Origin of the sequence: Geodermatophilus sp. FMUSA9-8 (assembly GCF_037034165.1) — a bacterium.
GTDB lineage: Bacteria > Actinomycetota > Actinomycetes > Mycobacteriales > Geodermatophilaceae > Geodermatophilus > Geodermatophilus nigrescens.
The window spans coordinates 93,651-118,569 of the sequence record NZ_JBAGKE010000006.1 but is presented as its reverse complement, the minus strand read 5'-3'; the positions used below and the strand labels follow the sequence as shown (position 1 = coordinate 118,569).

The window sequence follows — 24,919 nt, the reverse complement described above, 5'->3', positions numbered from 1 at the left end:
GACCCGCACGGGCCGCCGTCACCCCGGTTGCCGGGGTTCCTCGCGCACTGCCGGTCCTGCAGCGCCGTCAGTGCACGAGAAACGCCGGCAGTGCGGCCCTCAGCTGGCCGGGGACACCGAGCTCATGTTGAAGTCCGGCACCCGGACCGGCGGCATCGCGGCGCGGGTGAACCAGTCGTTCCACTCACGCGGCAGCGTCCGCTCGGTGCGCCCCGCCTCGGAGATGCGCCCGAGCAGGTCCACCGGCGACTCGTTCCACCGGAAGTTGTTCACCGCGCCGGTCACCTCGCCACCCTCGACGAGGAAGACGCCGTCGCGGGTGAGCCCGGTGAGCAGCAGCGTCTGCGGGTCGACCTCGCGGATGTACCAGAGCGTGGTCAGCAGCAGCCCGCGGTCGGTGGCGCCCACCATGTCGTCCAGCGACGCCGTCGCCTCGGGGGCCTCGAGCACCAGGTTGTCGACGGCGGCCACGGCCGGCGCGGTGGTCTTGAGCGCCCACGCCCGCGGCCGCACCAGGTTGGTGAGCACGCCGTCGCGGATCCAGTCGACCGCCGGCGTCGCCATCCCGTTGTCGAACACGCTCGCCGACCCCGACGACGCGCTGACCACCTGGAACGGCGCGGCCTCCAGGCCGGGCGCGTGCGGGTCGCTGCGCAGGGTCAGCGGGAGCTGGGCCAGCCGGTCGCCGATCCGGTTGCCGCCGCCGGCGCGGGCGAAGACGTTGCGGCCCTCGTCGGCGTCGCGCGCCTCCATCGTCCAGTAGGCGTAGAGCATCAGGTCGCTCACGGCCGACGGCGGCAGCACCGTCTCGTACCGCCCCGCGGGCAGGTCGACGCGGCGCTGCGCCCAGCCGAGCTTGCGCTCGACGTCGGCGGCGAGGTCGGGCACCGACACGTCGCGGAAGTCGCGGGTGCCGACGCCGGCCCACACCGAGCGCGCGAAGTCGGTGCTCTTGCCGTTGAGCTCCACCCGGCCGGTGGGCTGGTCGTGGCGCAGCCGCAGGCCGGTCGAGGTGCCCACGTAGGTGGTGGTCAGCGAGTGCTCCGCGTAGCCGAACAGCAGGTCACCGCGGGAGCGGGCGGCGCCGAAGGCCTCCCCCAGCGCCGGCGCGAACCCGGTGAACACCTCGATCGAGGTCTCCGCCGGGTCGGCGTCCCAGTCCCCCGCGCCCGCCGGGGCCTCCGACACCAGCGGCACCGCGTCCTCGGCGGGACCGGCGTCGCGGGCGGCCTGCTCGCTGGCGGCCACCAGCCCGGCGACGTCGGGCGTACCGGTGCGCGCCACCGTGCCGGTGGCCATCCCGGCGCCGCCGTCGACGAAGGAGACGACGACGACCTGGCGCGAGCGCATCGCCCCGTTCGTCGTCAGGCTGTTCGACGCCCACCGCAGGTTCGCCTCGGTGCTCTCGACGACGTAGGCCACGCACCCGTCGGCCGTCGACGCCGCGAGCGCCCGCTCGACCAGCTCCTGCGCTGTCGCGGCGCTCATCGCCCGCCCTCCTGCACCGTGTTGAGGATGGTGACGCCCTCGAAGAGCGCCGCCGGGCAGCCGTGGCTCACCGGCGCGACCTGCCCGGGCTGGGCCTTGCCGCAGTTGAAGGCACCGCCGAGGCGGTAGGTCGAGGGGCCGCCGACGGCGCGCATCGAGCCCCAGAAGTCCGTCGTCGTGGCCTGGTAGGCGACGTCGCGCAGCTGCCCGGCCAGCCGGCCGCCCTCGATGCGGTAGAAGCGCTGGCCGGTGAACTGGAAGTTGTAGCGCTGCATGTCGATCGACCAGCTCTTGTCGCCGACGACGTAGATGCCGCGCTCGACCCCGGCGATCAGGCCGTCGAGGTCCGGCCCGTCGTCGGCCGGCTGCAGCGACACGTTGGCCATCCGCTGCACCGGCACGTGCCGCGGCGAGTCGGCGAACGCGCAGCCGTTGGAGCGGTCCATCCCGCCCATCCGCGCGGTGTTGCGGTCGACCTGGTACCCGACGAGCACGCCGTCGCGGACGATGTCCCAGTGCTGGGCCTCGACGCCCTCGTCGTCCCAGCCGATCGTCGACAGCCCGTGCTCGGCCGTGCGGTCGCCGGTCACGTGCATGAGCTCCGAGCCGTAGCGCAGGCTGCCCAGCCCGTCGGGGGTGGCGAACGAGGTGCCGGCGTAGGCGGCCTCGTAGCCGAGCGCCCGGTCCAGCTCGGTGGCGTGGCCGACCGACTCGTGGATGGTCAGCCACAGGTTGGACGGGTCGACGACGAGGTCGTGGCGGCCCGGCTCCACCGACGGCGCCTTGGTCTTCTCGCGCAGCAGCTCGGGGATCTCCGCGAGCTCCGCGGCCCAGTCGTAGCGGCCGTCGGTGAGGTACTCCCAGCCGCGGCCGACCGGCGGGGCGATCGTGCGCATGCTCTCGAAGGCGCCGGTGGCGCGGTCGACGGTCAGCGCCGTGAACTCCGGCGCGATGCGCACCCGCTGCTGCCGCGTCCGGGTGCCGGACGTGTCGGCGTAGAACTTCTGCTCCTTGACGTGCATGCAGCCCGACGTCACGTGCTCGACGCCGTCGGCGGCCAGCAGCCGCTCGGACCACTCGGTGAGCAGCGCGGTCTTGTCGGCGTCGGGCACCTCGAACGGGTCGACGTCGTAGGAGGACACCCACGCGCCCTCGTGCGGCGGCTCCGGGGCGAGCTCGACCCGGTCGGTGACCAGCGCCGCGGACACCTGCGCGACGGCGACCGCCTGCTCGGCCAGCCGCACCGCCTCCGCGGCGGTGAGGACGACACCGGCAGCGAAGCCCCAGGTGCCCTCGTGGACGACGCGCACGGCGAGGCCGAGGTCCTCGCCGTCGGCCAGCGACTCGAGGCGGGCGTCGCGCAGGTTCAGCGACTGCGTGCGGATCCGCTCGACGCGCAGGTCGGCGTGCGCGCAGCCGAGGTCGACCGCGCGGGTGAGCGCCGCCTCGGCGAGCGCGGACAGGGGCAGGGCGAGGAAGGACTCGTCGACGTCCCGGGGCTGCACCACCGCCCCTGTCTACCAGCCGGGCCGCCCCCGCCCCGCCCTCAGTGCAGGAGCCGCTGCCAGTCCGTGGGGACCCGCCCGGCCGGCCCGGGGGCGGGCTGGTCGGCCGGGTGCTCGGTCGGCGGCGCGAGCCGCACGCCGCGGGCGTAGCGCTCGTCGACGTAGTCCCACGCCCAGTCCTCACCGGGCTCGAAGCTCTGCACGACCCGGTGCCCGGTGGCCGCCGCGTGGGCCGACGCGTGCTGCGACGGCGAGGAGTCGCAGCAGCCCACGTGGCCGCAGGCGGCGCACCGGCGCAGGTGGAACCACCAGCCGCCGGTCGCGTCGCACTCCACGCAGCCGGTGCCGCTCGGCGGGACGTCCGGGTCGATCTGCTCCATCGGGTCCTCCTTCGGGCGAGAGGCCGCCGACGCTGCCGTGGTCCGGGGCCCGGGGCAAGGTCCCGGCGTGTCCCCCCGGACGTCGCGGGGTAGCGGGGAGCCATGGCCGGCCCCGCGGACGACGTCACGCTGACCTTCGGCGGCAACGCGACGACGCTGCTGCGGCTCGGCGGCTTCACGCTGCTCACCGACCCGAACTTCATCGGCCGCGGGCAGCGCGTCTACCTCGGCAAGGGCCTGTTCGCCAAGCGGCTGACCGACCCGGCGCTGCTGCCCGGCGACCTGCCCGACCTCGACGCCGTCCTGCTCTCCCACCTGCACGGCGACCACTGGGACCGGATCGCCTACGCGAGCATCGACACGGCCACGCCGGTCGTCACCACGCAGGCCGCCGCCCGGACGCTCGCCTCGCGGGGCTTCTCCGCCACGGCGGACCTGCGCCCCTGGCAGGTGCACGAGCTCACGCGCGGCGAGGAGACGCTGCGGATCACCTCGGTGCCCGGCGAGCACGGCCCCGGCGTGCTCGCCCGGGTGCTGCCGCCGATCATGGGCAGCGTGCTGGAGCTGCTGCGCGGCGGCGAGGTGACGTGGCGGGGCTACGTCACCGGGGACACGCTCTTCCGCCCGTACCTGGCGGAGGTGCTGCAGCGCTGCGGGCCGCTCGACGTCGTCGTCCCCCACCTCGGCGGGACGAAGGCGCTGGGCTTCACGGTGACGATGGACGGCCGGCAGGGCGCCGACCTGGTGGAGCTGCTGCGGCCGCCGGTCACGGTGCCGGTGCACTACGACGACTACGACCGGTTCGCCTCGCCGCTCGGCGACTTCGTGCGGGAGGTCGCCGAGCGGCGGGCGCCCGGGGAGGTGCGGGTGGTGCAGCGCGGGGAGACGATCTCACTGCGCGCCTGACGCGGCGCCCCCGCGCCCGGCCGCTCAGCGCGCCAGCACCTCGTCGAGGCGCTCGTAGCCCTGGACGACGCCGACCTCCATGCCGCTGGCCAGCATCGCGTCGCGGTCGGCGAAGGAGTCGCACAGCGACGTCGAGGTCAGCCGGGTGCGGCCGTCGCCGAGGTCCTCCAGCACGAGCTTCTCCAGCGCGACGCCGTCGGGCATGCCCTCGAAGGTGAAGGTCTGCACGATCCGCTCGTCGGGGCGGACCTCGTGGAAGGAGCCGTGGAAGGCGTACTCGCCGTTCGCGTCGCTGTGCACGTAGCGGTAGGACCCGCCGGTGCGGCAGTCGTAGTGGTCGATGCGCATCTCCAGCCCGCGCGGGCCGAGCCACTGCACGACCAGCTCCGGGTCGGTGTGCGCCCGGAACACATTGGCCGGCGGGGCGTCGAACTCGCGGGTGATGCGGATGAGCGGGACGTCGGGGTCGGCGGCGATCCGCGTCTCGCGCGTGCTGGTGGTCATGACGGGTTCCTCTCCTGGGGTGGGTCCTCCGGCATGCCCGCGAGGACGTCGTCGAGGCGGCGGTAGCGCTCCTCGGCCTGCCGCCGGTAGCGCTCGATCCACTTCGTCATCAGGTCGAACACCTCCGCCTCCAGGTGCACCGGGCGGCGCTGCGCCTCCCGGCTCCGGCTCACCAGGCCGGCGTCCTCGAGCACCCGCAGGTGCTTGGAGACCGCCTGCACGGTGACGTCGTAGGGGGCGGCGAGCTCGCCGACCGTCGCGTCACCGACCGCGAGCCGGGCGACCATGTCGCGCCGCGTCGGGTCGGCCAGCGCCGCGAACACCCGGGAGAGCGGATCTGCCGCCACCTCGACCTCCTCGTTCAACCAAGTGGTTGCAGACGAAGGTAGGACTACGCGCCTACGTTGTCAACCATCCGGTTGAGGATGCCCAGGTGCCCGGCGGGTGGTCCGGGAGGGCGAGGTCGGCGACGACGCCGCAGTGGTCGCTCGCCCACACGCCGCCGACGGGCTCGTCGAGCACCCGGGCGCACGCGGTGACCTGCAGCGTCGGCCCGTGCACGCCGGCGCGCACCAGCACCCAGTCGATCCGCCGGCCGACGGCGGTGGCCACCTCGCCGGCCCGCACGAGCGGGTTGCGCGCGTCGAAGGTGAGCCCGGGGTCGCCGGGGTGCAGCGTCTCCCAGGCGTCCTGGTAGCAGACGCTCGTGCCGTCGAGCGACCGGCGGCCGCGCCAGAACTGCATGCTCGCGGCGTCGGGGGTGGCGTCGCAGTCGCCGAGCACCACCACGTGGTCGGCGGTGCCGGCGAGCCGCTCCAGCGTGCGCGCGGCGGCCAGGGCCTGCTGCTCCCGCTCGGCCTCGTAGCCGAACTGCCAGCTCGGCTTGTGGTGGGCGACCAGGGTGCGGCCCACCGCGGTGTCCACCTCGACGACGAGCGTGGCGCACCAGGCGAAGTCGCGGGCCCGCTCGGTGCGGCGCTGGTCGACCTCCTCGACCACCCGGTGCGGCGCGCGGGTGGCCAGCACCCCGCCGACGCCGTCGTCCGCCGCCCGCGAGAACGGGGTGACGGTGTAGCCGGACCCGAGGAGCTCCTCCACCGTGCCGCCCGCGACCGGCACCTCCTGCAGCGCGACGACGTCGGCGTCCAGCCGGCGCAGCGTCTCCCCGGTCAGCGCGCCGCGCCGTCGCCAGTCCGGGTTGGCCGGGCCGAGGACGTTCATGGTCAGGACCCGCAGGGACGCCGCCATGCCCGCGCAGTCAACCCGAGCGGGCGCCCGTCCTCCAGCCGCCGTCGCACGCCGGTGCTCCCCGGGTCCTCCCCCGGTCGGACGGCGGGCGGTCCCGCGGATCGTCCCGGCGGCCGACGCGCGCAGCGACCTGCGCGGACGACGCTCGTCCCGCCACCACGACGGTGGCCGAACGGGAGGAGGTCCGCGGTGCGCGGAACGGTCGGAGCGGTGCTCGGCGGGGCGGTCGCGGTGGCGGCGACGGCGGTGGCCGGGGTGCTGGTGGCGATGCCGGCGGGCGTGCACGGCGCCGGGGCGGTGCTCGCCGAGCTGCAGGGGCACACGGAGACGACCTCCCGCGACGACGCGGCGCGCGCCCCCGAGGGCTCGGTGCCGTTCTGGACGCGCTCCGTCGGGACCGGCGTGACCGTCGTCCGGCCGGGCGACGCGTACGGCGAGGACGACGGCAGCGTGCGCGCGGACATGGCGCTCGCGGCCGGGACGACGGCGCCCGGGTCGTGCACGCCGCTGGCGCACCCCGGCATGCCGTGGGACGGCGGCGGCTCCTGGCCCGACCTGACCGGCGAGCCGGCGCTGCTGTGCGACGGCTGGGTCACCGTCGTCGTCGACGGCCACCTCTACGCCTGGACGGGACCCGCCCCGCAGGCCTGACCGGCGCCCTCGGGTCCTGGCTCACCTCCGCGGGTCCTGGCTCACCTCCGCGGGTCCTGGCTCACCGCAGCGCCTCCTGGCCCACCTCCGACGGTGAGCCAGGACGCAGCACGACCAGGCGGCCTGATCGTGCGGGGTCAGCCGGCCAGGCGCGCCGCCCGGACGGCAACCTCGGCGCGCAGCGCGCCGGCGTCGACGGTGGTGACCGCCCCCTCGGCGACCACCTGGCGCCCGCCCACCCACACGTCGCGCACCTGCCGCGAGACGCCCGACCAGACCAGGTGGGTGAGCAGGTCGGCCGGGTCGCCGACCGGCTCGAAGCCGAGGTCGCCGGTGTCGACGTGCACCAGGTCCGCGCGCCGCCCGGCCTCCACCTGCCCGAGGTCGGGCCGGCCGATCGCGTCGGCGGCCCCGCCGGTGGCCAGCCAGAACGCCTCGGCCGCGGTCAGCGCGAGGGCCGACCGCTCGCGCAGCCGCGCCAGCGAGGCCGCCAGCCGCACGTCGGCGAGCAGGTCCAGCCCGTCGTTCGACGCCGGCCCGTCGGTGCCCAGGCCCACCCGGAGGCCGCGGTCGAGCATGTCCCGCAGCCGCGCGACGCCGCTGGCGAGCTTGGCGTTGCTGGCCGGGCAGTGCGCGACGGCGACGTCGTACTCGCGCCACAGCTCGAGGTCGCCGTCGTCCATGTGCACGCAGTGCGCGGCGAGCACCCGGCCGCCGAGGACGTCGTGGGCGGCCAGCAGCGCGGGCACCGACAGCCCGTGCTCGGCGAGCAGGTCGGCGCCCTCGGTCGCGGTCTCGGCCACGTGCAGGTGCAGCAGCATCCCGTGCTCGCGGGCGAGCTCGGCCGCGCGGCGCAGCAGGGGCAGCGGCACGGTGTAGGCCGCGTGCGGGCCGAGGCCGTACTCGACGCTGCCGTCGTCGGGCACCCCCCGCGCGAGCTCGACCGCGGCGGCCAGCTGCTCCTCCAGCGGCGGCATGCCGGGCAGCGGCACCATCGGCGCGGCAATCACCGCCCGGGCGCCGGTGGCGCCGACCGCCGCGGCGATCCGCGCGGGCTCGAAGTACATCTCGACGCTGGTGGTCACCCCGCCGCGCAGCATCTCCGCCGACGCCGCGGTCATCGCCACCTCGACGTCGTCGGGGGTCAGCCGGGCCTCGCGCGGCCACATCACCTCGCGCAGCCAGCGGTCCAGCGGCAGCCCCTCGCCCTGCCCGCGGAACAGCACCATCGGCGCGTGCGAGTGGCTGTTGACCAGGCCGGGCACCAGCAGACCGGGCAGCGCGACCACCTCGGCGTCGCCGGCCGGCGGGGCGTCGGCGGCCGGTCCGGCCCACGCGATCCGGCCGTCCTCGACGTCGACGACGGCGTCCGGGACGACGGTGCCGGCCCGGTCCCCCACGATCACGGCCCGGGCGGTGAGTCGCTGGCGCATGGCGGAACGCTAGCCCCACCGGCCCCCGTGGTCCGGCAGCGTCCGGGCGACCCCCCGGGCGCCCCTCTACCGTGGTCGCATGTCGTTCCTCGCCGCCGCGGCCACCGACCAGGGCGGGCTGACCGCCTGGCTGCTCTCCCTCGTGGACTCGCTCGGCCCGATCGGCGTGGGCTTCAGCATCCTGCTCGAGACGGTGATCCCGCCGATCCCCAGCGAGGCGGTGCTGGGCGCGGCGGGCGTGCTCATCGACAGCCCGTGGGCGTTCGTCGCGGTGGTGGGGGCCGCGACGATCGGCTCGATCCTCGGCGCGATCTTCTTCTACTACGTCGGCCGGGCGCTCGGCCCGCGCCGCTCCCACGCCTTCCTCGACCGGCTGCCGCTGGTGGAGACCGCCGACGTCGACAAGACCTTCGCCTGGTTCGAGCGGCACGGCCGGTCGGCGGTCTTCTTCGGCCGGATGGTGCCGATCGTGCGCAGCTTCATCTCCGTGCCGGCGGGCGTCGTGCGCATGCCGTTCGGCCAGTTCGTCCTCTACTCCGCCGCCGGCAGCCTGATCTGGAACACCGTGCTGGTGACCCTCGGCTGGCTGGCCCGCGACTTCATCGAGGCGAACCTGCACTACCTCGACTACGCCGTCGTCGCGGTCGTCGTCCTGGGCGTGGGCTGGCTGGTCTACAAGCGGGTGCAGGACATCCGCCACCACCGCCGCCGGCAGACCACCGCCGGCCGCACCGAGCCCGGCCGCCCCGGGGACGCCGGCGACAGCACGACGGCGTGACCGCCCGGCCCGACGTCGTCGCGTTCGACGTCAACGAGACGCTGCTCGACCTCGCGCCGGTCGCCGCCGCGCTGGTCGAGCACGGGCAGCCCGAGGGCCTGCTGCCCACGGTCTTCGCCCGCACGCTGCACACCGGCACGGCGGCCACGGTCGCCGGGCTCCGGGTGCCCTTCCGCGCGGCCTTCGAGTCGGCCCTGGCGCAGCTGACCGACCTCTCCGAGCGCGACCGCGGCCGCGTCGCCGATCGCTTCCTGGCGCTCTCGCCGCACCCCGACGTCGAGCCCGCGCTGCGGCGGCTCGCGGAGGCCGGGATGCGGGTGGTGACGCTGTCGCACGGCTCGCCGGGCGTGGCCGAGGCCGGGCTGGAGCGCGGCGGGATCACGCCGCTGGTGGAGCGCACGCTGACCAGCGAGACGGTGCAGGCGTGGAAGCCGTCCCGGGAGGCGTACGTGTGGGCGGCCGGCGTCTGCGGGGTGGCGCCCGCGCGCATGGCGCTGGTGGCCGCGCACGCCTGGGACGTCCACGGCGCGGAGCGCGCGGGCCTGACCGGCGCCTGGTTCCCGCGCGCCGAGCGCGTCTGGGCGCCGGCGCTGCCCGCCCCGTCGGTGGTGGCCGCCGACCTCGCCGGGGCGGTCGACGCGCTGCTCGCGCGGTGAGCCCGCCGGTCCTCGTCGACACCCCGCTCGGCCCGGCCGCGGTGCGCGCCGCGGGCCCGGGGTCCGCCGTCGGCACGCTGGTGCTGGGGCACGGTGCGGGGGGCGCGACGGACGGGCCCGACCTGCTCGCCGTCACGGCCGCGGCGTCCGCTGCCGGCTGGCGGGTGCTGCGGGTGGACCAGCCGTGGCGGGTGGCCGGCAGGCGCATCGCGCCGGCACCACCGCAGCTCGACGTCGCCTGGACAGCGGTGCTCGAGGCGCTGCGCGCCGGCGGCGCGCTGACCGGGCCGCTGGTCGTCGGCGGGCGCAGCGCGGGTGCGCGGGTGGCCTGCCGGACCGCGGCGGCGCTCGGTGCCGACGGCGTGCTGGCGCTGGCCTTCCCGCTGCACCCGCCGGGCCGGCCCGAGCGCAGCCGCGCGGACGAGCTGCGGGCGGCCGGCGTGCCGCTCGCCGTGGTGCAGGGCGGGACCGACGCGATGGGCCGGCCGGAGGAGGTCGCCGCCGCGCTGGCGGGCGTGCCGGCGGCGTCGGTGCACGCGGTGCCGGGCGACCACTCGCTCGGGAAGGCCCCCGACGCGGTGGCCGCGGCGGCGCTCGCCTGGCTGGGGCAGCTGCCCCTCAGGAGTTGATCATCGGCTGGTTGCCGCTCGCCGCGGCGTGTCCGCGCGTGTCGGCGGCAACGAGCCGATGATCAACTCCACTGGGCGCGCGGCGGCCTCAGCGGTGGCGCCGCCGGAACGCCAGCACCACGAGCAGCAGCACTGCCGCGACCGCGGCCCCGGGCGCCGCGTAGCGCGCCATCGCGGCCCCGCCGGCGACCTCCAGCAGGTCGATCGGCTCGGGCTCGGCGGCCGGCTGCGGCCGGGGCGCGGCGGACGGGGTGCTCCGCGGCGGGGCGCCGGTGGCCGGGCGGCCGGGAGGAGCCGTGTTGCCCGACGGCGGCGCGCTGGGCGCCCGGCCGGCGGACGGCGCGGCGGGCGTCCCGCTCGAGGACGGGGCGGTGTCGGCGACCGCGGGCACCGGCGAGGTGTCCGTGGCGCCCACGGGGCTGATCGGCCGGGTGGGCGGGCTGGCCGCCACGGTGTCGGCGTCGGCCGTCAGCGAGTCGGTGGCCGACGCGGCGGCCTCGCGGGCCTTCGTGCCGGCCGAGCGCACGGCCTCGGCGACGGCGTTGTCCCCCGGGGTCTGCTCGACCGACTGGGCGACCTCCTCCGCGACCCCGGTGGCGGTCGCGGCGGCCCCCGCGACGGCCCCCGTGGTGGCGCTCCCGGCCCGGTCGGCGTCGCCCTGGGCGTCGCCCTCGCCGAGCTGGGCGGCGAGCTTGTCGGCGAACTGGCCGAGCAGCTTGTTGCCGACGTCGGTCATGACCCCGCGGCCGAACTGGGCGGGCCGGCCGGTGATGTTGAGATCGGTGAGCACGTCGACCCGGGTGACCTGGCCCTCGGCGAGCAGCTTCGCGGTGATGGTGGCCGCCGCGGTGCCGTTGCCGCGCTGGTCCTTGCCGCGGGCGTCGATGACCGCCCGGTGCGCGGCCTCGTCCTTCTCCACGAACGACGCCTTGCCCTGGTAGGTCAGGTTGATCGGGCCCAGCTTGACCTTCACCCGGCCGGTGAAGTCGTCACCGGTGACCGAGTCGAGGGCGGCGCCGGGCATGCACGGGGCGATGCGCTCGATGTCGAGGAGCACCCGCCAGGCCTCGTCGACGGGGACGGGGACGGTGAAGGAGTTCTCCAGCTGCACGGTGCGACCTCCGGGGGTGGGAACGGACCTCGGCCGGTCCGCCCGGGTGGGCGGGCCGGCCGAGGGAACGTGCGGAGCCTGGTGACCGAATGGAACGGCCCCCTCACAGGGACCCGGTGCGAGCCTGCGAGTGCCGGGGGGTGAGGGGGTCCTTCAACCTACAACCCGGCGGCGGTGGCGACCGCCCGGCGAGTGAGCACCTGCGCGAGGTGCTCGCGGTAGTCGGCCTGGGCGTTGAGGTCGCTGCTGGGGCTGGTGCCCTCGGCCGCCGAGCGGGCTGCCTGCGCGACCGCGTCGGGCGACGCCGCGGCACCGGCGAGGGCGGCCTCGGTGGCCGATGCCCGCAGCGGGGTCGGGCCCATGTTGGTCAGCCCGATCCGCGCCTCGGCGATGTGCCCGTTCTCCCGCCGGACCGCCGCGGCGACCGCGACGATCGACCACGCCTGCGCCACCCGGTTGAACTTCTCGTACCGCACGCCCCAGTCGCCGGCGAGCTTCGGTACCCGGATCTCCACGAGCACCTCGCCCTCGTCGAGGGTGGTGGTGAGGTAGTCGACGAAGAACTCCGACGCCGGCACCGTGCGCCGTCCCGAGGGCCCGGCGATCACCATCTGCGCGTCGAGGGCGAGCGCCACGGCGGGCAGGTCGCCGGCCGGGTCGGCGTGCGCCAGCGCGCCGCCGAAGGTCCCGCGCCGGCGGGTCTGCCGGTCGGCCACCGTCTCGGTCGCCTCGGCGATCAGCTTCGCGTGCCGGGCGATCAGCGGGTCGGTGACCACCTCCGCGTGCGTGGTCATGGCGCCGATCACCAGCGCGTCGCCCTCGTCGCGGACGCCGCGCATCTCCGCCACCCGGCCGAGGTCGACGACGGTCTCGGGCGCCGCCAGCCGCAGCCGCATGACCGGGATGAGCGACTGGCCGCCGGCCATGATCTTGACGTCCTCACCGCCCTCCGCGACCGCCTGGACGGCCTCGTCGACGGTGGTCGGCCGGACGTACTCGAACGCGGCGGGGATCACCGGTCACCTCCGAGGGACGAAGCAGGGGTCGAGACACCGGTCGTGGACTCGGTGGAGGCGCCGCCGTAGGCGTTGGTGCCGGCCGCGGCCCGGTCCCCGCCGTCGCCGCCCTGGTGGATGGCCCGCCAGACCCGCTCGGGGGTCAGCGGCATGCGGATGTCGCTCACGCCGAGGTGCCGGACGGCGTCGAGCGCGGCGTTGACCACCGCCGGCGTGCTGGCGATGCAGCCCGCCTCGCCGACGCCCTTGGCGCCGATCGGGTTGCCCGGCGCCTCGTGCACCGTGTTGCCGGTGTCGAAGTGCGGCAGGTCGGCGGCCGAGGGGACCAGGTAGTCGACGAAGGTGCCGGTGGTGAGGTTGCCGTCGGCGTCGTAGACGGCCTCCTCGTACAGCGCCTGCGCGATGCCCTGGGCCAGCCCGCCGTGGATCTGGCCCTCGACGATCAGCGGGTTGACGATCGTGCCGACGTCGTCCACGCACGCGTACTTGCGGATCTTGACGAACCCGGTGTCGGTGTCGACCTCCATGGCGCAGATGTGCGTGCCGTGGGGGAAGGAGAAGTTGACCGGGTCGAACGTCGCGTCGGCGTCGATCGAGGGCTCGATGCCCTCCGGGTAGTCGTGCGCGGCGAAGACGGCGAGCGCGATCTCCTGGATGCCGAGCGAGGCGCCCGGCGTGCCGCGCACGGAGAACTTCCCGTTCGCGAACTCCAGGTCGTCCTCGTTGGCCTCGAGCAGGTGCGCGGCGACCGTGCGGGCCTTGGCGACCACCTTCTCCGCGGCCTTCACCACGGCGGTCCCGCCGACGACCAGCGAGCGCGAGCCGTAGGTGTCCAGGCCCTTGGTGGCGATCGCGGTGTCGCCGTGCAGCACCTCGACGTCCTCGAAGGGCACCCCGAGGGCGTCGGCCACCAGCTGGCTCCACGCCGTCTCGTGGCCCTGCCCGTGCGGGGTCGAGCCGGTGACCACCTCGACCTTGCCCGTCGGCAGCATCCGGATGGCCGCGTGCTCCCAGCCGCCCGCGCCGAAGGACAGCGAGCCGAGCACCCGCGAGGGCGCCAGGCCGCACATCTCGGTGAAGGTGGAGAAGCCGATGCCGAGCTGCACCGGGTCGTTCGACTCCCGGCGGCGGCGCTGCTCCTCGCGCAGCTCGTCGTAGCCGATCAGCTCGAGCGCCTGCTGGGTGGCGGTCTCGTAGTCGCCGCTGTCGTACTCCAGGCCGGCCACCGTGGTGAACGGGAACTCCTGGGCCTGGATCCAGTTCTTCCGGCGCAGCTCCAGCGGGTCCATGCCGAGCTCGACGGCGAGCTCGTCCATGATCCGCTCGATGGCGAAGGTGGCCTCGGGCCGGCCGGCGCCGCGGTAGGCGTCGGTGGGCACCTTGTTGGTGAAGACGCCGTCGCACTCGAAGCGGTAGGCCGGGAACTTGTAGATCGCCGGGAACATGAAGGCGCCGAGCGCCGGCACGCCGGGGGTGATCAGCCGCAGGTAGGCGCCCATGTCGGCGAGCAGCCGCACCCGCAGGGCCTTGACGTTGCCCTCGCGGTCGCTGGCGATGTCGACGTACTGGATCTGGTCGCGGCCGTGGTGGGCGGTCATCAGCGACTCGCTGCGCGTCTCGGTCCACTTGACCGGCTTGCCGAGCCGCCGCGCCACGAGCAGCGCGATGACCTCCTCCGGGTTGACCTGCAGCTTGCCGCCGAAGCCGCCGCCGACGTCGGGGGCGATGACGCGCAGCTTGTGCTCGGGCACGCCGGTGACCGAGGCGAGCATGACGCGCAGGATGTGCGGCACCTGGGTGGCCGACCACATCGTGTAGTTGTCGCCCTGGGGCTGGACGACGACCGAGCGCGGCTCCATGAACGCCGGGATCAGCCGCTGGTTGACGAACCGCCGGCTGACGACGACCTCGGCGTCGGCGAACGCCTGCTCGGTGTCGGTGCCCGTGCCGGCCTCCCCCGCGTCGAAGACGAAGTGGTAGCTGATGTTGGACTGCGTGTGGTCGTGGCAGAGGTCGGCGTCGGCCTTGACCGCCTCCTCCATGTCGAGGACCGGCGGCAGCGGCTCGTAGTCGACGTCGACCAGCTCGATCGCGTCGGCGGCCGCCGCGCGCGAGCGGGCGATGATCACCGCGACGCCCTCGCCGACGTGGTTGACCTCGTCGACGGCGAGCGAGGGGTGCCCGGGGTTGACCATGTCCGGCGTCACCGGCCAGGCGCAGGGGATGGAGCCCTGCTCGTCGGCGATGTCGCGGCCGGTGAACACGGCGACGACGCCCGGCGCGGCCTGCGCGGCGCTCACGTCGATGCTGCTGATCTTCCCGTGGGCCACGGGGCTGCGGACCACGGACATGTGCAGCATCCCGGGCAGGACCATGTTGTCGGTCCAGGTGGTGCGCCCCGTGATCAGGCGGGCGTCCTCCTTGCGGCGGCGCGCCTTGCCGACCTCCTTCTCGACGGCGGTGGTCGCCGGGTCCTCGGTGAGGGTCATGCCTGCGCTCCGGTGGTCTCAGGGGCGGCGGGGGTGGCGGAGGACTTCATCTCGCCCGCGGCCTGCTGCACCGCGCGGACGATGTTCTGGTAGCCGGTGCAGCGGCAGAGGTTGCCCTCGATGCCCTCGCGGACCTCGGCGTCGCTCGGGTCCGGGTTCTCCTTCAGCAGGTCGATCGAGGCCATGATCATCCCCGGCGTGCAGTAGCCGCACTGGAGACCGTGCATCTCGTGGAACGCCTTCTGCACCGGGTGCAGGGCGCCTCCGGGCTCCGCGATGCCCTCGATGGTGGTGACCTCGGCGCCGTCAGCCTGGACCGCGAGGACGGTGCAGGACTTCACCGCCTGCCCGTCGAGGTGGACGGTGCAGGCGCCGCAGTTGCTGGTGTCGCAGCCGACGACCGTCCCGACCTTGCCCAGGGCCTCGCGCAGGTGGTGGACCAGCAGCGTCCGGGGTTCGACCTCGTCCGTGTACGTGACGCCGTCGACCCGCATGCTCACCCGTGTCATGGATCCTCCGCTCCGTTGCAGGGCGCGTGGCGCCCGGCCCGCCGGGCGCTCTCCGGCGGAGTCTGGCAACGGGAGAGTGACTTAGGCCACGCTTACCTCTGACGGGGGGAACGGCGGAGCCGCGGATGCGGGCTCATCGACTCTCAGGGCCCGCATCCGCGGAGGTCTTGCGGACCAGGAGCCCGCAGGAGAGAGGTTGCAGCGCTGTTGCAGCGCCTCAGGCGGCGACGAGGGCGCGCAGCTCGCGCCGGCGGAGCACCGCGCTGGCCGCCAGCGCGGCCAGGCCGAGGACCGCCAGACCCGCCCCCACCAGGCTCGGCGCGGTGTAGCCGTACCCGGCGGCGATGACGACGCCGCCGAGCCACGCGCCGAGCGCGTTCGCGGCGTTGAGCGCGGAGTGGTTCAGCGCGGCGCCGAGCATCTGCGCCTCGCCGGCGACCTCCATGAGCCGCAGCTGCAGGCAGACGACCAGCGTGGAGGCGGCGACGGCGAGCAGGAAGATGCCGGCCAGCAGGGTGGGGCCGGAGCCGGCGGCCGGGCCGACCAGCAGGAGCAGCACGGCGAGGGCGACCAGCGTGCCCACCAGCGACCGGAACAGCGCCAGGTCGGCGAGCCGCCCGCCGAGCGCGGTGCCGATCACGCCGCCGACGCCGAAGGCGAACAGCACCCACGGCACGGTGCCGCGGGACAGGCCGGTCACCTCGGTGGCCAGCGGCGCGACGTAGCTGTAGACGGCGAACATGCCGCCGAACCCGACGGTGCCCACCGCGAGGGTGAGCAGCACCTGCGGCCGGCGCAGCGCGCCGAGCTCGGCGCGCACGGTGGCGTCGCGGTCGCCGGGGCGGGAGGGGACGACGGCGAGCACGGCGGCCACGGTCAGCACGGCCAGGACGACGACGGCCCAGTAGGCCGAGCGCCAGCCGAGCGTCTGGCCGAGCCAGGTGGCGGCGGGCACGCCGGCCACGTTGGCCACCGCGAGGCCGAGCATCACGGTGCTCACCGCGCGGCCGCGCAGCTCGGCGCCGACCAGCGAGGCGGCGACGAGCGAGGCGACGCCGAAGTACGCGCCGTGCGGCAGGCCGCTGACGAAGCGGGCGAGCAGCAGCGTGGTGTTGCCGGGGGCGAGGGCGCTGAGCGCGTTGCCGACCAGGAAGGCGGCCATGAGCCCGACGAGCAGCGCCCGGCGGGGCAGGCGGGCGCCGAGCGCGGCCAGCACCGGGGCGCCGACGACGACGCCGAGGGCGTAGGCGGAGATGACGTGCCCGGCGGCCGGGATGCTCACCCCGACGCCGGAGGCGATGTCGGGCAGCAGGCCCATCGTGACGAACTCGGTGGTGCCGATGGCGAAGCCGCCGAGCGCCAGGGCGACCAGCGCCACGGCCACCCGGGGGGTGGCCAGCGTGACGGGACGGACGGGGGCGGGCGGGGCGGCGGCGCGGGCACTCACGTAGCCGTGCCAAGTCCGCGTCGCCGGGCGGCATTCCCGCACCGGCGCGTCCGGATCAGCCCCGGGCGCCGCGCCGCAGGGAGAGGAGGTGGCCGGCGACCGCGCCGCGGCGGGGCGAGCCGGCCGGCAGCGCCTCGAGGCAGGCCTGCCAGACGGCCACGTCGTCGCGGGCCTCGGGCAGCGCCGTCCACCGCAGCAGCAGCTCGGGACGGCGGCTGCGCAGCACGGCGGACCGCAGCGCGGCGGCCGTGCGGCGGCGGGCCGCGACGACGCCCGGCGCGCACGAGCGCGGCAGCACCGGCCCGGGGTAGCGGTCGAGGGCGGCGCCCACCGCGCCCCGGTCGAGCAGGGCGCGCACCCGGTCCAGGTCGGTCTCCAGCGGCCCGAGCAGCCGGTAGGGGCGGGACCCGACGAGGTCGGCGCCCACGAGGCGGCGCAGCCGGGACAGCTCGGCGCGGACGGTGACCGCGGCGGTGTCGGTGGCGTGGCACTCGGCGGCCAGCTGCTCGGTGGTGCGCCCCTCCCCCGCGGCGGCGGCCTCGGCCAGCAGCAGGAGCAGCTCGGAGTGGCGCAGCGAGAGCTCCAGCGGCCCGCGCGGCGTCGTCAGGCGGGCCCGCTCGCGGCCGAGCACCTCCAGCAGCGGCGCGGCGGCCCGGACGGGTGCCGGCCGGGCCGGCCCCCGGGCCTCCTCCTCGCGGTGCAGCCAGCGCAGCTCGGACTCGACGGCGGCCACCGTGGCGCGCACGAGGGTGAGCACGTGCGGGCTGGCCACGTGGTCGCCGCCGGTGACGTCGATGGCGCCGAGCAGGACGCCGGTGACCGGGTGGTGCACGGGCGCGGCCGAGCAGCTCCACGGCTGCACGGGACGGCGGTAGTGCTCGCTGCCGTAGATCTGCACCGGGTGGTCCAGCGCCAGCGCCGTCCCGGGGGCGTTGGTGCCGGCCACCTCCTCCGACCAGCGGGCGCCGGCGACGAAGTGCATGCCCTCGGCCAGGGTGCGCAGCCGCCGGTCGCCCTCCACCCACAGCATCCGGCCCTCGGCGTCGGTGACCGCGACGATCATGCGGTCGGCCTCGGCGTCCTCGACGAGCAGCCGGCGGATCACCGGCAGCACCGGCGCGAGCGGGTGGGCGGCGCGGTAGGCGGCCAGGTCGTCGTCGAGCAGGTCGACCGGCGGGTGCTGGCCGTCGGGGTCGACGCCGCTGCCCAGGCTGCGCCGCCAGGAGTCCCACACCATCTCGCGCACGGCCGACCGGGGCGGCGGGGCGCCGCGGGTCACCAGCGTCTCGTGCGCGGCCCGCAGCCGGCGGGTGTGCGCCGGCGACGGCCGCCCCTCGGGCAACGCGAGCCACGGGCTGACGGCGGTCACGGCACGCTCCCGGGGCTGAGGGACATGGTGCGCCCATGGTGACCCGGATCGCACCTCCCGCGCCAGGGGACCGCCGCGGGGGTCCCGCCGCAGGTCAGGCGGCCGGTGGGCGGACGGGCAGCAGGCACCGGGGGTCGCGGGCCCGCAGCGCGCCGGCCCACAGCCCCGCGCCGTAGGCCACGTCCTCCAGCCGGCGGGCGGCGGCGAAGCGCGGCAGGCCCACCTGCCCGCGGTGCGGCCACCACCCCAGGACGGCGTCGGCCGCGGCGACGGCCACGGCCGCCCGGCGGGCGCGGCGGGAGACGGCGGCGGCCGCGACGGTGAGCGGCCAGTGGTGGCGGGTGGCCGACCGGGCGAGCGTGCGGGCGCCGGCGGCGGTGCCGCGGAGCACCAGCCCGGCGGCCCGGCCGTACGGCGGGCGTCCCCCGGCCGGCGCCAGCCGGTGCGCCAGGCGGGCCGTGGCGACGCCGAGGACGCCGGCCGCGGCGACCCTGCCGCCCCGCCCGGCCAGGGCCAGCCCGAGCGCCGCGGCCGACCACGGGCTGATGACCACGGGGGCCACGAGCGCGCCGTGCCGGGCGGCCAGCGGCGCGGCCCCGGTGCCGTAGAGCGCGCGGCGGCGCAGCCACGCACCCGTCGCGGCCGGGTGCTCGTGCGCCACCCGCGCGGCCGGCTCGTAGCGCACCCGCCACCCGGCCGCGGTCAGCCGCCACACCAGGTCGACGTCCTCGGCCACGCGCATCCGCTCGTCGAAGCCGTCGCCGAGCGCCGTCCGCCGGGCCAGCAGCGCCGCGCTCGGCAGGTAGGACAGGCCGGTCAGCGGCGCGACCGGGCCGGGCACCGGGCCCATGTCGAGCGCGCTGACCGCGGTCTCGTAGGCGCTCAGCCATCCGGGGCGCCCGGGCGGCAGGGCGGTGACGCGGGGGGCGACGAGGGCCAGCCGCGGGTCGGCGAGGTGCGGGAGCAGCACGTCGAGCCAGCCGGGGACCGGGACGACGTCGGAGTCGAGGAACGCCACGGCCGCGGTGGCCGCGGCGCGCAGGCCGGTGTCGCGGGCCGCCGCCGGGCCGCGCGAGCGCGCGTGCCGCAGCACCTCGGCGCCCGCGGCTCCAGGGGGCAGGGCGGCGGCGAGGGCGGCGGCGAGGGCGGCGGGGTCGGCCGAGCCGTCGTCGACGACGAGCACCCGCACCCCGGCGGTGGGAGGGTCGGCCCGCAGCGCGGCGAGCAGCCGGGCGGCGCCGTCGGGGCGGTCGCGCACCGGGACGACCACGGTGACGTCGTCCGGGCCGGGCGCCGGGCCGGCGGGCTCGGGCACCGCGACGCCGGCGTCGAGCAGCCGGGCCGCGAGCGCCGCGGTCCGCGCGTCCGCCACGGTCAGCCGGTCGCCGTCGAGCAGGCGCCGGGCGGCCGGGGAGAGCCGCAGCAGGCGCAGCGGCGAGCCGCCGAGCAGCGCCGTCCCGTCCTCCACCGGCCGGGTGCCGGGGGCGAGGCGGACGGCGTACCCGTCGGGCAGCCGGGCGTCCGGCGGCGCGGGGAGGGCCGGGGTCACCGGCCCAGGAGGTCGGCCGTGGTGGTGAGCTCCATGAGCGGGGCGTAGAGGTCCATCAGGTGCAGGGCGCGCTCGTGCTCGTCGTCGGAGGAGCCGGCGCACGCGTCGGTGACCACCCGGACCGGGACGCCGGCGTCGGCGGCGGGCAGCACGGTCGAGACCACACAGCAGTCGGTGGCCACGCCCGCGACGGTCAGCGGCCCGCCGCCGACGACCTCGGCGAGCTCGGGGCCCCACTTGCCGAAGGTGGTCGCCGTCCGCACGAGCGCCGCACCCGGGTCCTCGACCAGCTCGTACAGCGGCGCGTCGGGCGGCTGCAGCGCGAAGGGGTACCGGTCGTAGTAGGCGGCCCACGCGCCCTGCGGCCGGGCCGGCGCCACGAACCGGGTGAACACGACGCGCTCGCCGAAGGCCGCGACCAGCCGCCGGATGCGCGGGCGGACCTCCTCGAAGCGCGGTGCCGTCCACGGGGAGTCCGGGTCGCCGAAGACCCGCTGGAGGTCGACGACGACCAGCCAGCCGGAGAGATCTGCCACGGCCGGACCCTAACCAGCCGCGCCGCCCGGCCGGTCCGGCGGGGACGGGTCAGGTTAGGCTGCCCTTCCTTCCTACCGAGGAGTACCGCGATGCCCCACGCCCTGTCCCGGCGGGCCGCCCTGCTGGCGGCCGCCCTGACCACCGCCGCGTCGCTGGCCGCCTGCGGCTCCGACGACGGCGGCTCGTCGGCGGGGTCGTCGGCCCCCTCGTCGGGCGGGGGCGGGGCCGGCGCCTTCCCCGTCACCGTGAGCACCGCCTTCGGCGACGTGGAGATCGCCGAGGCGCCGCAGCGCGTCGTCGCCCTGGGCTGGTCCGACGCCGAGACGGCGCTGTCCCTGGGCGTGCAGCCGGTCGGCGCGAGCGACTGGCTGGGCTTCGGCGGCGAGGGCGTGGGCCCGTGGGCCGAGGGGCTCTACGACGAGGCGCCGGAGATCATCGAGACGCTGGAGCCCAGCCTGGAGGCCATCGCGGCGCTCGAGCCCGACCTCATCCTCGACACCCGCTCCGACGGCACGCAGGAGCGCTACGACTCGCTGTCCGCGATCGCCCCGACCGTCGGCGCGCCCGAGGGCGTCGACGCCTACCAGACCACCTGGCAGCAGCAGCTCGAGCTGGTCGGCCAGGCGCTGGGCTGCACCGAGGAGGCCGAGCAGCTGCAGGGCGAGGTCGAGCAGGCGTTCGCCGACGCCGCCGCCGAGCACCCGGAGTTCGACGGCACCGAGGTCGCCGTCGGCGCCTACACCTCCGAGGGCTTCGGCGCCTACGTCCGCGGCGACACCCGCGTCGACTTCATGGAGGCGCTCGGCTTCACCAACAAGCAGGCCATCCAGGACCTCGCCACCGACAGCTTCTTCGTCCCGGTGTCCGAGGAGCAGGTGTCGCTGCTCGACGCGCCGCTGACCGTCGCCTTCCCGATCTTCGTCGACCCGGCGCAGATCACGTCGAACCCGCTGTGGCAGACGCTGGGCTCGGTGCAGCAGGGCAACGCCGTCGTCCTGGAGGACGAGACGCTGGTCAACGCCTTCTCCAGCGGCTCGGCCCTGGGCCAGCAGTACGCGCTCGAGAACGCCGTCCCGCTGTTCGCCGAGCCGCTGCAGGACTGAGCCGCTCAGTTCGCAGGAGGCCGTCCCGGCACCGCCGGGGCGGCCTCCTGCCGTTCCACGGCCCCGCGCCGCAGGCCGAGCGCGCCGAGCAAGCCGACGGCGAAGGCGGCCAGGACGCCGAGGTTGGCGAAGGCCCAGGCGCCCTCGCGGCCGCCGAGACCCAGCGGGCCGAACAGGTAGCCCTGCCAGGTCAGCCACCCCGCAGCGCCGTTGGTCACCAGGCCCCAGCCGAGCACGGTGCCCGCCGCCAGGAGCAGCAGCGGGACCGCCGGCGCCGCGCCGTAGCGCCCGCGGGCGTCGTAGAGGTCGGCGTCGGAGTAGTCGCCGCGGCGCAGCGCCAGGTCGCCCAGGAAGACGCCGCACCAGGCCGCGACCGGCACGCCCAGGGTGATGAGGAAGCCCTGGAACTGGACGGAGAAGCTCGCGTCGGCGAGGAACACCACCCAGATCGCGCCGAGCACCATGAGCGTGCCGTCGATGCCCGCGGCGACCGGCCGGGGCACCCGCACGCCGGCGGCCAGCAGCGACAGGCCGGACGAGTAGATGTCCAGCAGCGCGCCGCCGACCAGGCCGAGGACGGCGACGACGACGAACGGCACGAGGAACCAGGTCGGCAGGAGCGAGGCCAGCGCGCCGATCGGGTCGCCGCCGACGGCCGCCGAGAGCTCCGGGTCCGACGCGGCGAGCAGCAGGCCGGTGGCCAGCAGCAGCACCGGCGCGAGCGCCCCGCCGAGCGTCGTCCAGCCGACGACGCCGCGGGGAGACGCCGCGCGCGGCAGGTAGCGGGAGTAGTCGGCGGCGGCGTTCACCCAGCCGAAGCCGTAGCCGGTCATCGCCAGCACCAGCGCGCCGACGACGGCCGCCGTCGACCCCGCGGGCGCCGCGCCCACCGCCGACCAGTCGACCTCGCCGGCCACCAGCGCCACGTAGACGACGGTGAGCACGCCGCTGACCACGGTGATCACCCGCTGCATGCGCATGATCGCGTCGAAGCCGAGCACCCCGCCGGCCACCACGAGCAGCGCGACGACGACCAGCGCCACCGCCTGGGTCGCCGTGCCGCCGCTCCAGCCCAGCTCTATGAAGACGGTCGCGGTGGCGAGCGTCGCCAGCGAGACCAGCACGGTCTCCCAGCCGACGGTCAGCACCCACGACAGGACCGCGGGCACCCGGTTGCCGTGCACACCGAACGGCGCGCGGCTGAGCACCAGGGTGGGCGCCGAGCCGCGCTTGCCGGCGATCGCCACGAGCCCGCAGAGCAGGAACGACACGACGATGCCCACGACGCCGGCCACCAGCGCCTGGGCCGCGGAGATGCCGAAGCCGAGCAGGAACGAGCCGTAGGCCAGGCCCAGGACGCTGACGTTCGCGCCGAACCACGGCCAGAACAGCGACCGCGGGGCGCCGTGGCGCTCCTCCTCGGCGATGACGTTGATGCCGTTGGTCTCGACGGCGACCCGCGGCGCCGCCGTGCCGGTCCCCGTGTCCTGCCGCTGGGCCACTCGGCCCTCCTCCCCGGTCGGTGTCGCCGGTCATCCTGACGTCCCGGGCGCCGGGCGGCCCGCTCAGCCCAGCCGGCCGTCGTCCCCCACGTCCCAGCGGGCGGCGGCGGCCGCCAGCCGCGCGGCCATCCCCGCGAGCAGCCGCGCCCCCTCGTCCGCCGTGGCGCCGGCGGGGTCGCCCAGCACGCCGGTGGGGCTGACGGCGCGCACGCCCTCGGCGCGCAGGCGGGGCAGCAGCTCGGCGACCGGCGTCGTCACGCCCGGGACGGACCGGTCGGTCCGCACCGCCGCCGGTTCCACGTGCGACAGCAGCGAGGTCTCGGTGCGCCCGGCGTGCGCGTCGCCGCCGGGGACGGCGCAGGGGAACCAGGCGGCGTCGCGGCCCTCGGCGCGCAGCAACGGGACGGCGCGGCGCAGGGCGTCGAGGTTGCCGCCGTGGCCGTTGACGACGAGCAGCCGACCGGCCCAGCGGCAGGCGGAGCGGCCGTACTCGACCAGCAGCGCGGCCAGCGCCTCCGTGCCGATCGACACGGTGCCCGGGAAGCCCTCGTGCTCGCCGCTGGCGCCGTACGGGACGGCCGGGGCCAGCACGCCGTCGAGGCCCGCCGCCCGCGCCACGGCCTCCGCGACGACGGTGTCGGTGGCCAGCGGCAGGTGGTGCCCGTGCTGCTCCACCGACCCGAGGGGGACGACGAGCAGCGGCCGCTCGGGGAGCTCCGGCCAGACGGCGCCGGCCAGGTCGGGCACTATCCGGCCTGGGCGGGGGCGTCGGCCTCCACGGGCAGCTGCCAGGGCCGGACGACGGCGAGCAGCACGGCCATGGCGAGCACCAGCGCGGCCACCACGACGACGCCCATCGCGACGGCGTCGTTGCCGAGCACGCCGACCAGCGGGGCCACGACGGCGCCGACGCCGAACTGCACCGCGCCGAGCAGCGCCGCGGCGGTGCCGGCGGCCTCCCCGTGCCGGCTCAGCGCCAGCGCCGGGGCGTTGGGCAGGGCGAGCCCGCACGCGGCCAGGACCGCCCACAGCGGCAGCACGATGGCCCACAGGCCGCCGGTGCCGGTGGCGGCCAGCACGACCAGGACGGCGCCGGCCAGGGCACCGCCGGCCACACCGGTGACCAGGACCTGCGCGGGCGAGAACCAGCGCAGCACCACCGGGTTGAGCTGGGTGGCAGCGATCAGCCAGAAGGCGCCGGCGCCGAACAGCAGGCCGAACTGCTGCTCGTCGAGGCCGAACTCGTCCTGGAAGACGAAGGAGGAGCCGGAGACGTAGCTGAACAGCCCGGCCATGGTCAGGCCGGCCACCAGCACGAGGCCGACGTAGGCGCGGTCGCGGAGCAGGCCGCGGTAGCTGCGAAGGGTGCCCGTGAACCCGCTGCTGCGCCGCCGCTCCGGCGGCAGCGTCTCCCGGACGGCGTACCTGCCGAGGAGGAGCAGGCCGATGCCGTAGAGCCCGAGGATCAGGAAGACCCCGCGCCAGGAGGTGAAGCGCAGCACCTCCCCGCCCACCGTGGGCGCGAGCACCGGCGCCGCCCCGAGCACGAGGAACAGCCGGGAGAGCATGGTCGCCGCGGCGCGGCCCTGGAACAGGTCGCGCACGACGGCGAGGGCGATCACCGCGCCGGCCGCCGTCCCCATGCCCTGCAGGAAGCGCAGCAGGCCGAGCACCTCGATCGACGGCGCGACGAGCACCAGCAGCGAGGCGACGACGTGCAGCGCCGTGCCCGCGATCAGCGGCCGCTTGCGGCCCAGCGCGTCCGACAGCGGCCCCAGCACCAGCTGGCCGAGCGCGAGCCCGACGAGCGTGCCGGTGAGGGTCAGCTGCACGGTGGCCGAGGAGGTGCGCAGGTCGTCGGCGACGGCCGGCAGCGCCGGCAGGTACATGTCCACCGTGAGCGGGCCGAGGGCCACGAAGGCCCCGAGCGTGAGGGCGGTGCGTGCCGTCCCGGGCCGGTTCGCCGTGCCGGGAGCCGCGGAGGCGGCCGGCCGGTCCTGGGTCGTCGTCACGACAGGGGCGAAGGCGGCTCGGCGCCGGGGCATTCCACCGAGCCGGGGTGTTCACGGAACGGTTCCCCTCCCGACATGCCCGCGGGCCGGTGTCAGC

Annotated in this window: 24 protein-coding genes; 6 read left to right on the top strand and 18 right to left on the bottom strand. The window is 76.3% G+C overall.

The genetic code is table 11. The features are described from left to right. Positions 1 to 99: 99 nt before the first annotated feature. Genes WA616_RS14005 through WA616_RS13995 form a run of 3 tightly spaced genes read right to left on the bottom strand, consistent with a single transcriptional unit; the run spans position 100 to position 3,373 of the window. Positions 100 to 1,488: a metallopeptidase TldD-related protein gene (locus WA616_RS14005; RefSeq protein WP_336030702.1), complete on the bottom strand. Its 1,389-nt coding sequence runs from the start codon at positions 1,486 to 1,488 to the stop codon at positions 100 to 102. Then, positions 1,485 to 2,996: a TldD/PmbA family protein gene (locus tag WA616_RS14000; protein WP_336030701.1), complete on the bottom strand. Its 1,512-nt coding sequence runs from the start codon at positions 2,994 to 2,996 to the stop codon at positions 1,485 to 1,487. Before WA616_RS14000 ends, WA616_RS14005 begins: the two co-directional genes overlap by 4 nt. A 38-nt stretch (positions 2,997 to 3,034) precedes the next feature. Next, the gene (locus WA616_RS13995) at positions 3,035 to 3,373 is read right to left on the bottom strand and encodes a UBP-type zinc finger domain-containing protein (protein ID WP_336030700.1); all 339 of its coding nucleotides are present in this window, start codon (positions 3,371 to 3,373) and stop codon (positions 3,035 to 3,037) included. Positions 3,374 to 3,475: 102 nt separating this feature from the next. Here WA616_RS13995 and WA616_RS13990 point away from each other — a divergent pair, with 102 nt between their 5' ends. Further along, positions 3,476 to 4,279 carry an MBL fold metallo-hydrolase gene (locus WA616_RS13990; protein ID WP_336030699.1) on the top strand — a complete coding sequence of 268 codons (804 nt, stop codon included), beginning with the start codon at positions 3,476 to 3,478 and terminating at the stop codon, positions 4,277 to 4,279. A 24-nt stretch (positions 4,280 to 4,303) separates the two neighbouring features. On the opposite strand, the gene WA616_RS13985 is transcribed toward WA616_RS13990, so the two are convergent. From WA616_RS13985 to WA616_RS13975, 3 genes are read right to left on the bottom strand one after another with little or no spacing between them, the layout of a single operon-like run. After that, a complete protein-coding gene (locus WA616_RS13985; RefSeq protein WP_336030698.1) occupies positions 4,304 to 4,783 on the bottom strand; it encodes an SRPBCC family protein in 480 nt (159 codons plus the stop codon). Beyond that, positions 4,780 to 5,130, bottom strand: a complete 351-nt coding sequence (locus tag WA616_RS13980) for an ArsR/SmtB family transcription factor (protein WP_073420892.1) — start codon at positions 5,128 to 5,130, stop codon at positions 4,780 to 4,782. Before WA616_RS13980 ends, WA616_RS13985 begins: the two co-directional genes overlap by 4 nt. A gap of 52 nt (positions 5,131 to 5,182) precedes the next feature. Next, positions 5,183 to 6,031 carry an endonuclease/exonuclease/phosphatase family protein gene (locus WA616_RS13975; RefSeq protein ID WP_336030695.1) on the bottom strand — a complete coding sequence of 283 codons (849 nt, stop codon included), beginning with the start codon at positions 6,029 to 6,031 and terminating at the stop codon, positions 5,183 to 5,185. A 189-nt stretch (positions 6,032 to 6,220) separates the two neighbouring features. On the opposite strand from WA616_RS13975, the gene WA616_RS13970 reads away from it, so the two are divergent. Next, positions 6,221 to 6,682 (top strand): hypothetical protein, encoded by a 462-nt coding sequence (locus tag WA616_RS13970; RefSeq protein WP_336030693.1) that lies wholly within the window; start codon positions 6,221 to 6,223, stop codon positions 6,680 to 6,682. 137 nt (positions 6,683 to 6,819) lie between these two features. Here WA616_RS13970 and WA616_RS13965 read toward each other — a convergent pair whose 3' ends face one another. Next, positions 6,820 to 8,115: an amidohydrolase family protein gene (locus WA616_RS13965; protein WP_336030692.1), complete on the bottom strand. Its 1,296-nt coding sequence runs from the start codon at positions 8,113 to 8,115 to the stop codon at positions 6,820 to 6,822. A 79-nt stretch (positions 8,116 to 8,194) separates the two neighbouring features. Here WA616_RS13965 and WA616_RS13960 point away from each other — a divergent pair, with 79 nt between their 5' ends. Genes WA616_RS13960 through WA616_RS13950 form a run of 3 tightly spaced genes read left to right on the top strand, consistent with a single transcriptional unit; the run spans position 8,195 to position 10,178 of the window. Then, positions 8,195 to 8,893: a DedA family protein gene (locus WA616_RS13960; RefSeq protein ID WP_336030691.1), complete on the top strand. Its 699-nt coding sequence runs from the start codon at positions 8,195 to 8,197 to the stop codon at positions 8,891 to 8,893. Further along, positions 8,890 to 9,549: an HAD family hydrolase gene (locus tag WA616_RS13955; RefSeq protein ID WP_336030690.1), complete on the top strand. Its 660-nt coding sequence runs from the start codon at positions 8,890 to 8,892 to the stop codon at positions 9,547 to 9,549. Before WA616_RS13960 ends, WA616_RS13955 begins: the two co-directional genes overlap by 4 nt. Beyond that, positions 9,546 to 10,178, top strand: a complete 633-nt coding sequence (locus WA616_RS13950) for an alpha/beta hydrolase family protein (protein WP_336030689.1) — start codon at positions 9,546 to 9,548, stop codon at positions 10,176 to 10,178. The genes WA616_RS13955 and WA616_RS13950 overlap by 4 nt, the downstream gene beginning before the upstream one ends. 88 nt (positions 10,179 to 10,266) lie before the next feature. Here the strand turns inward: WA616_RS13950 and WA616_RS13945 are convergent, their stop codons facing one another. The 8 genes from WA616_RS13945 to WA616_RS13910 all read right to left on the bottom strand — a co-directional run bounded on the left by WA616_RS13945 (position 10,267) and on the right by WA616_RS13910 (position 20,204). Further along, a complete protein-coding gene (locus WA616_RS13945) occupies positions 10,267 to 11,289 on the bottom strand; it encodes an SRPBCC family protein (protein WP_336030686.1) in 1,023 nt (340 codons plus the stop codon). A gap of 158 nt (positions 11,290 to 11,447) precedes the next feature. Beyond that, positions 11,448 to 12,305, bottom strand: a complete 858-nt coding sequence (locus WA616_RS13940; protein ID WP_336030685.1) for an FAD binding domain-containing protein — start codon at positions 12,303 to 12,305, stop codon at positions 11,448 to 11,450. Continuing rightward, positions 12,302 to 14,794: a xanthine dehydrogenase family protein molybdopterin-binding subunit gene (locus WA616_RS13935; protein ID WP_336030684.1), complete on the bottom strand. Its 2,493-nt coding sequence runs from the start codon at positions 14,792 to 14,794 to the stop codon at positions 12,302 to 12,304. Before WA616_RS13935 ends, WA616_RS13940 begins: the two co-directional genes overlap by 4 nt. After that, positions 14,791 to 15,303 (bottom strand): (2Fe-2S)-binding protein, encoded by a 513-nt coding sequence (locus WA616_RS13930; protein ID WP_336030681.1) that lies wholly within the window; start codon positions 15,301 to 15,303, stop codon positions 14,791 to 14,793. Before WA616_RS13930 ends, WA616_RS13935 begins: the two co-directional genes overlap by 4 nt. 217 nt (positions 15,304 to 15,520) lie before the next feature. Further along, positions 15,521 to 16,750, bottom strand: a complete 1,230-nt coding sequence (locus WA616_RS13925; protein ID WP_336030679.1) for an MFS transporter — start codon at positions 16,748 to 16,750, stop codon at positions 15,521 to 15,523. Positions 16,751 to 16,805: 55 nt separating this feature from the next. Continuing rightward, on the bottom strand, positions 16,806 to 18,119 hold the full coding sequence (locus WA616_RS13920; RefSeq protein ID WP_336030676.1) for a phytochrome sensor protein: 1,314 nt from the start codon (positions 18,117 to 18,119) through the stop codon (positions 16,806 to 16,808). Positions 18,120 to 18,213: 94 nt separating this feature from the next. Then, positions 18,214 to 19,668, bottom strand: coding sequence for a mycofactocin biosynthesis glycosyltransferase MftF (mftF, locus tag WA616_RS13915; protein WP_336030675.1), 1,455 nt, complete (start codon positions 19,666 to 19,668; stop codon positions 18,214 to 18,216). Then, on the bottom strand, positions 19,665 to 20,204 hold the full coding sequence (locus WA616_RS13910) for a cysteine hydrolase family protein (protein ID WP_336030674.1): 540 nt from the start codon (positions 20,202 to 20,204) through the stop codon (positions 19,665 to 19,667). Before WA616_RS13910 ends, mftF begins: the two co-directional genes overlap by 4 nt. 90 nt (positions 20,205 to 20,294) lie before the next feature. Here WA616_RS13910 and WA616_RS13905 point away from each other — a divergent pair, with 90 nt between their 5' ends. Next, the gene (locus WA616_RS13905) at positions 20,295 to 21,308 is read left to right on the top strand and encodes an iron-siderophore ABC transporter substrate-binding protein (protein ID WP_336030673.1); all 1,014 of its coding nucleotides are present in this window, start codon (positions 20,295 to 20,297) and stop codon (positions 21,306 to 21,308) included. Between the two features lie 5 nt (positions 21,309 to 21,313). Here WA616_RS13905 and WA616_RS13900 read toward each other — a convergent pair whose 3' ends face one another. From WA616_RS13900 to WA616_RS13890, 3 genes are all read right to left on the bottom strand, one after another. After that, the gene (locus WA616_RS13900) at positions 21,314 to 22,810 is read right to left on the bottom strand and encodes a purine-cytosine permease family protein (protein ID WP_336030671.1); all 1,497 of its coding nucleotides are present in this window, start codon (positions 22,808 to 22,810) and stop codon (positions 21,314 to 21,316) included. A 63-nt stretch (positions 22,811 to 22,873) separates the two neighbouring features. Then, positions 22,874 to 23,557 carry a mycofactocin biosynthesis peptidyl-dipeptidase MftE gene (gene mftE, locus WA616_RS13895; RefSeq protein WP_336030669.1) on the bottom strand — a complete coding sequence of 228 codons (684 nt, stop codon included), beginning with the start codon at positions 23,555 to 23,557 and terminating at the stop codon, positions 22,874 to 22,876. After that, complete coding sequence (locus WA616_RS13890; RefSeq protein ID WP_336030668.1) at positions 23,557 to 24,822, bottom strand: multidrug effflux MFS transporter; 1,266 nt, start codon at positions 24,820 to 24,822, stop codon at positions 23,557 to 23,559. Before WA616_RS13890 ends, mftE begins: the two co-directional genes overlap by 1 nt. Positions 24,823 to 24,919 lie beyond the last annotated feature (97 nt).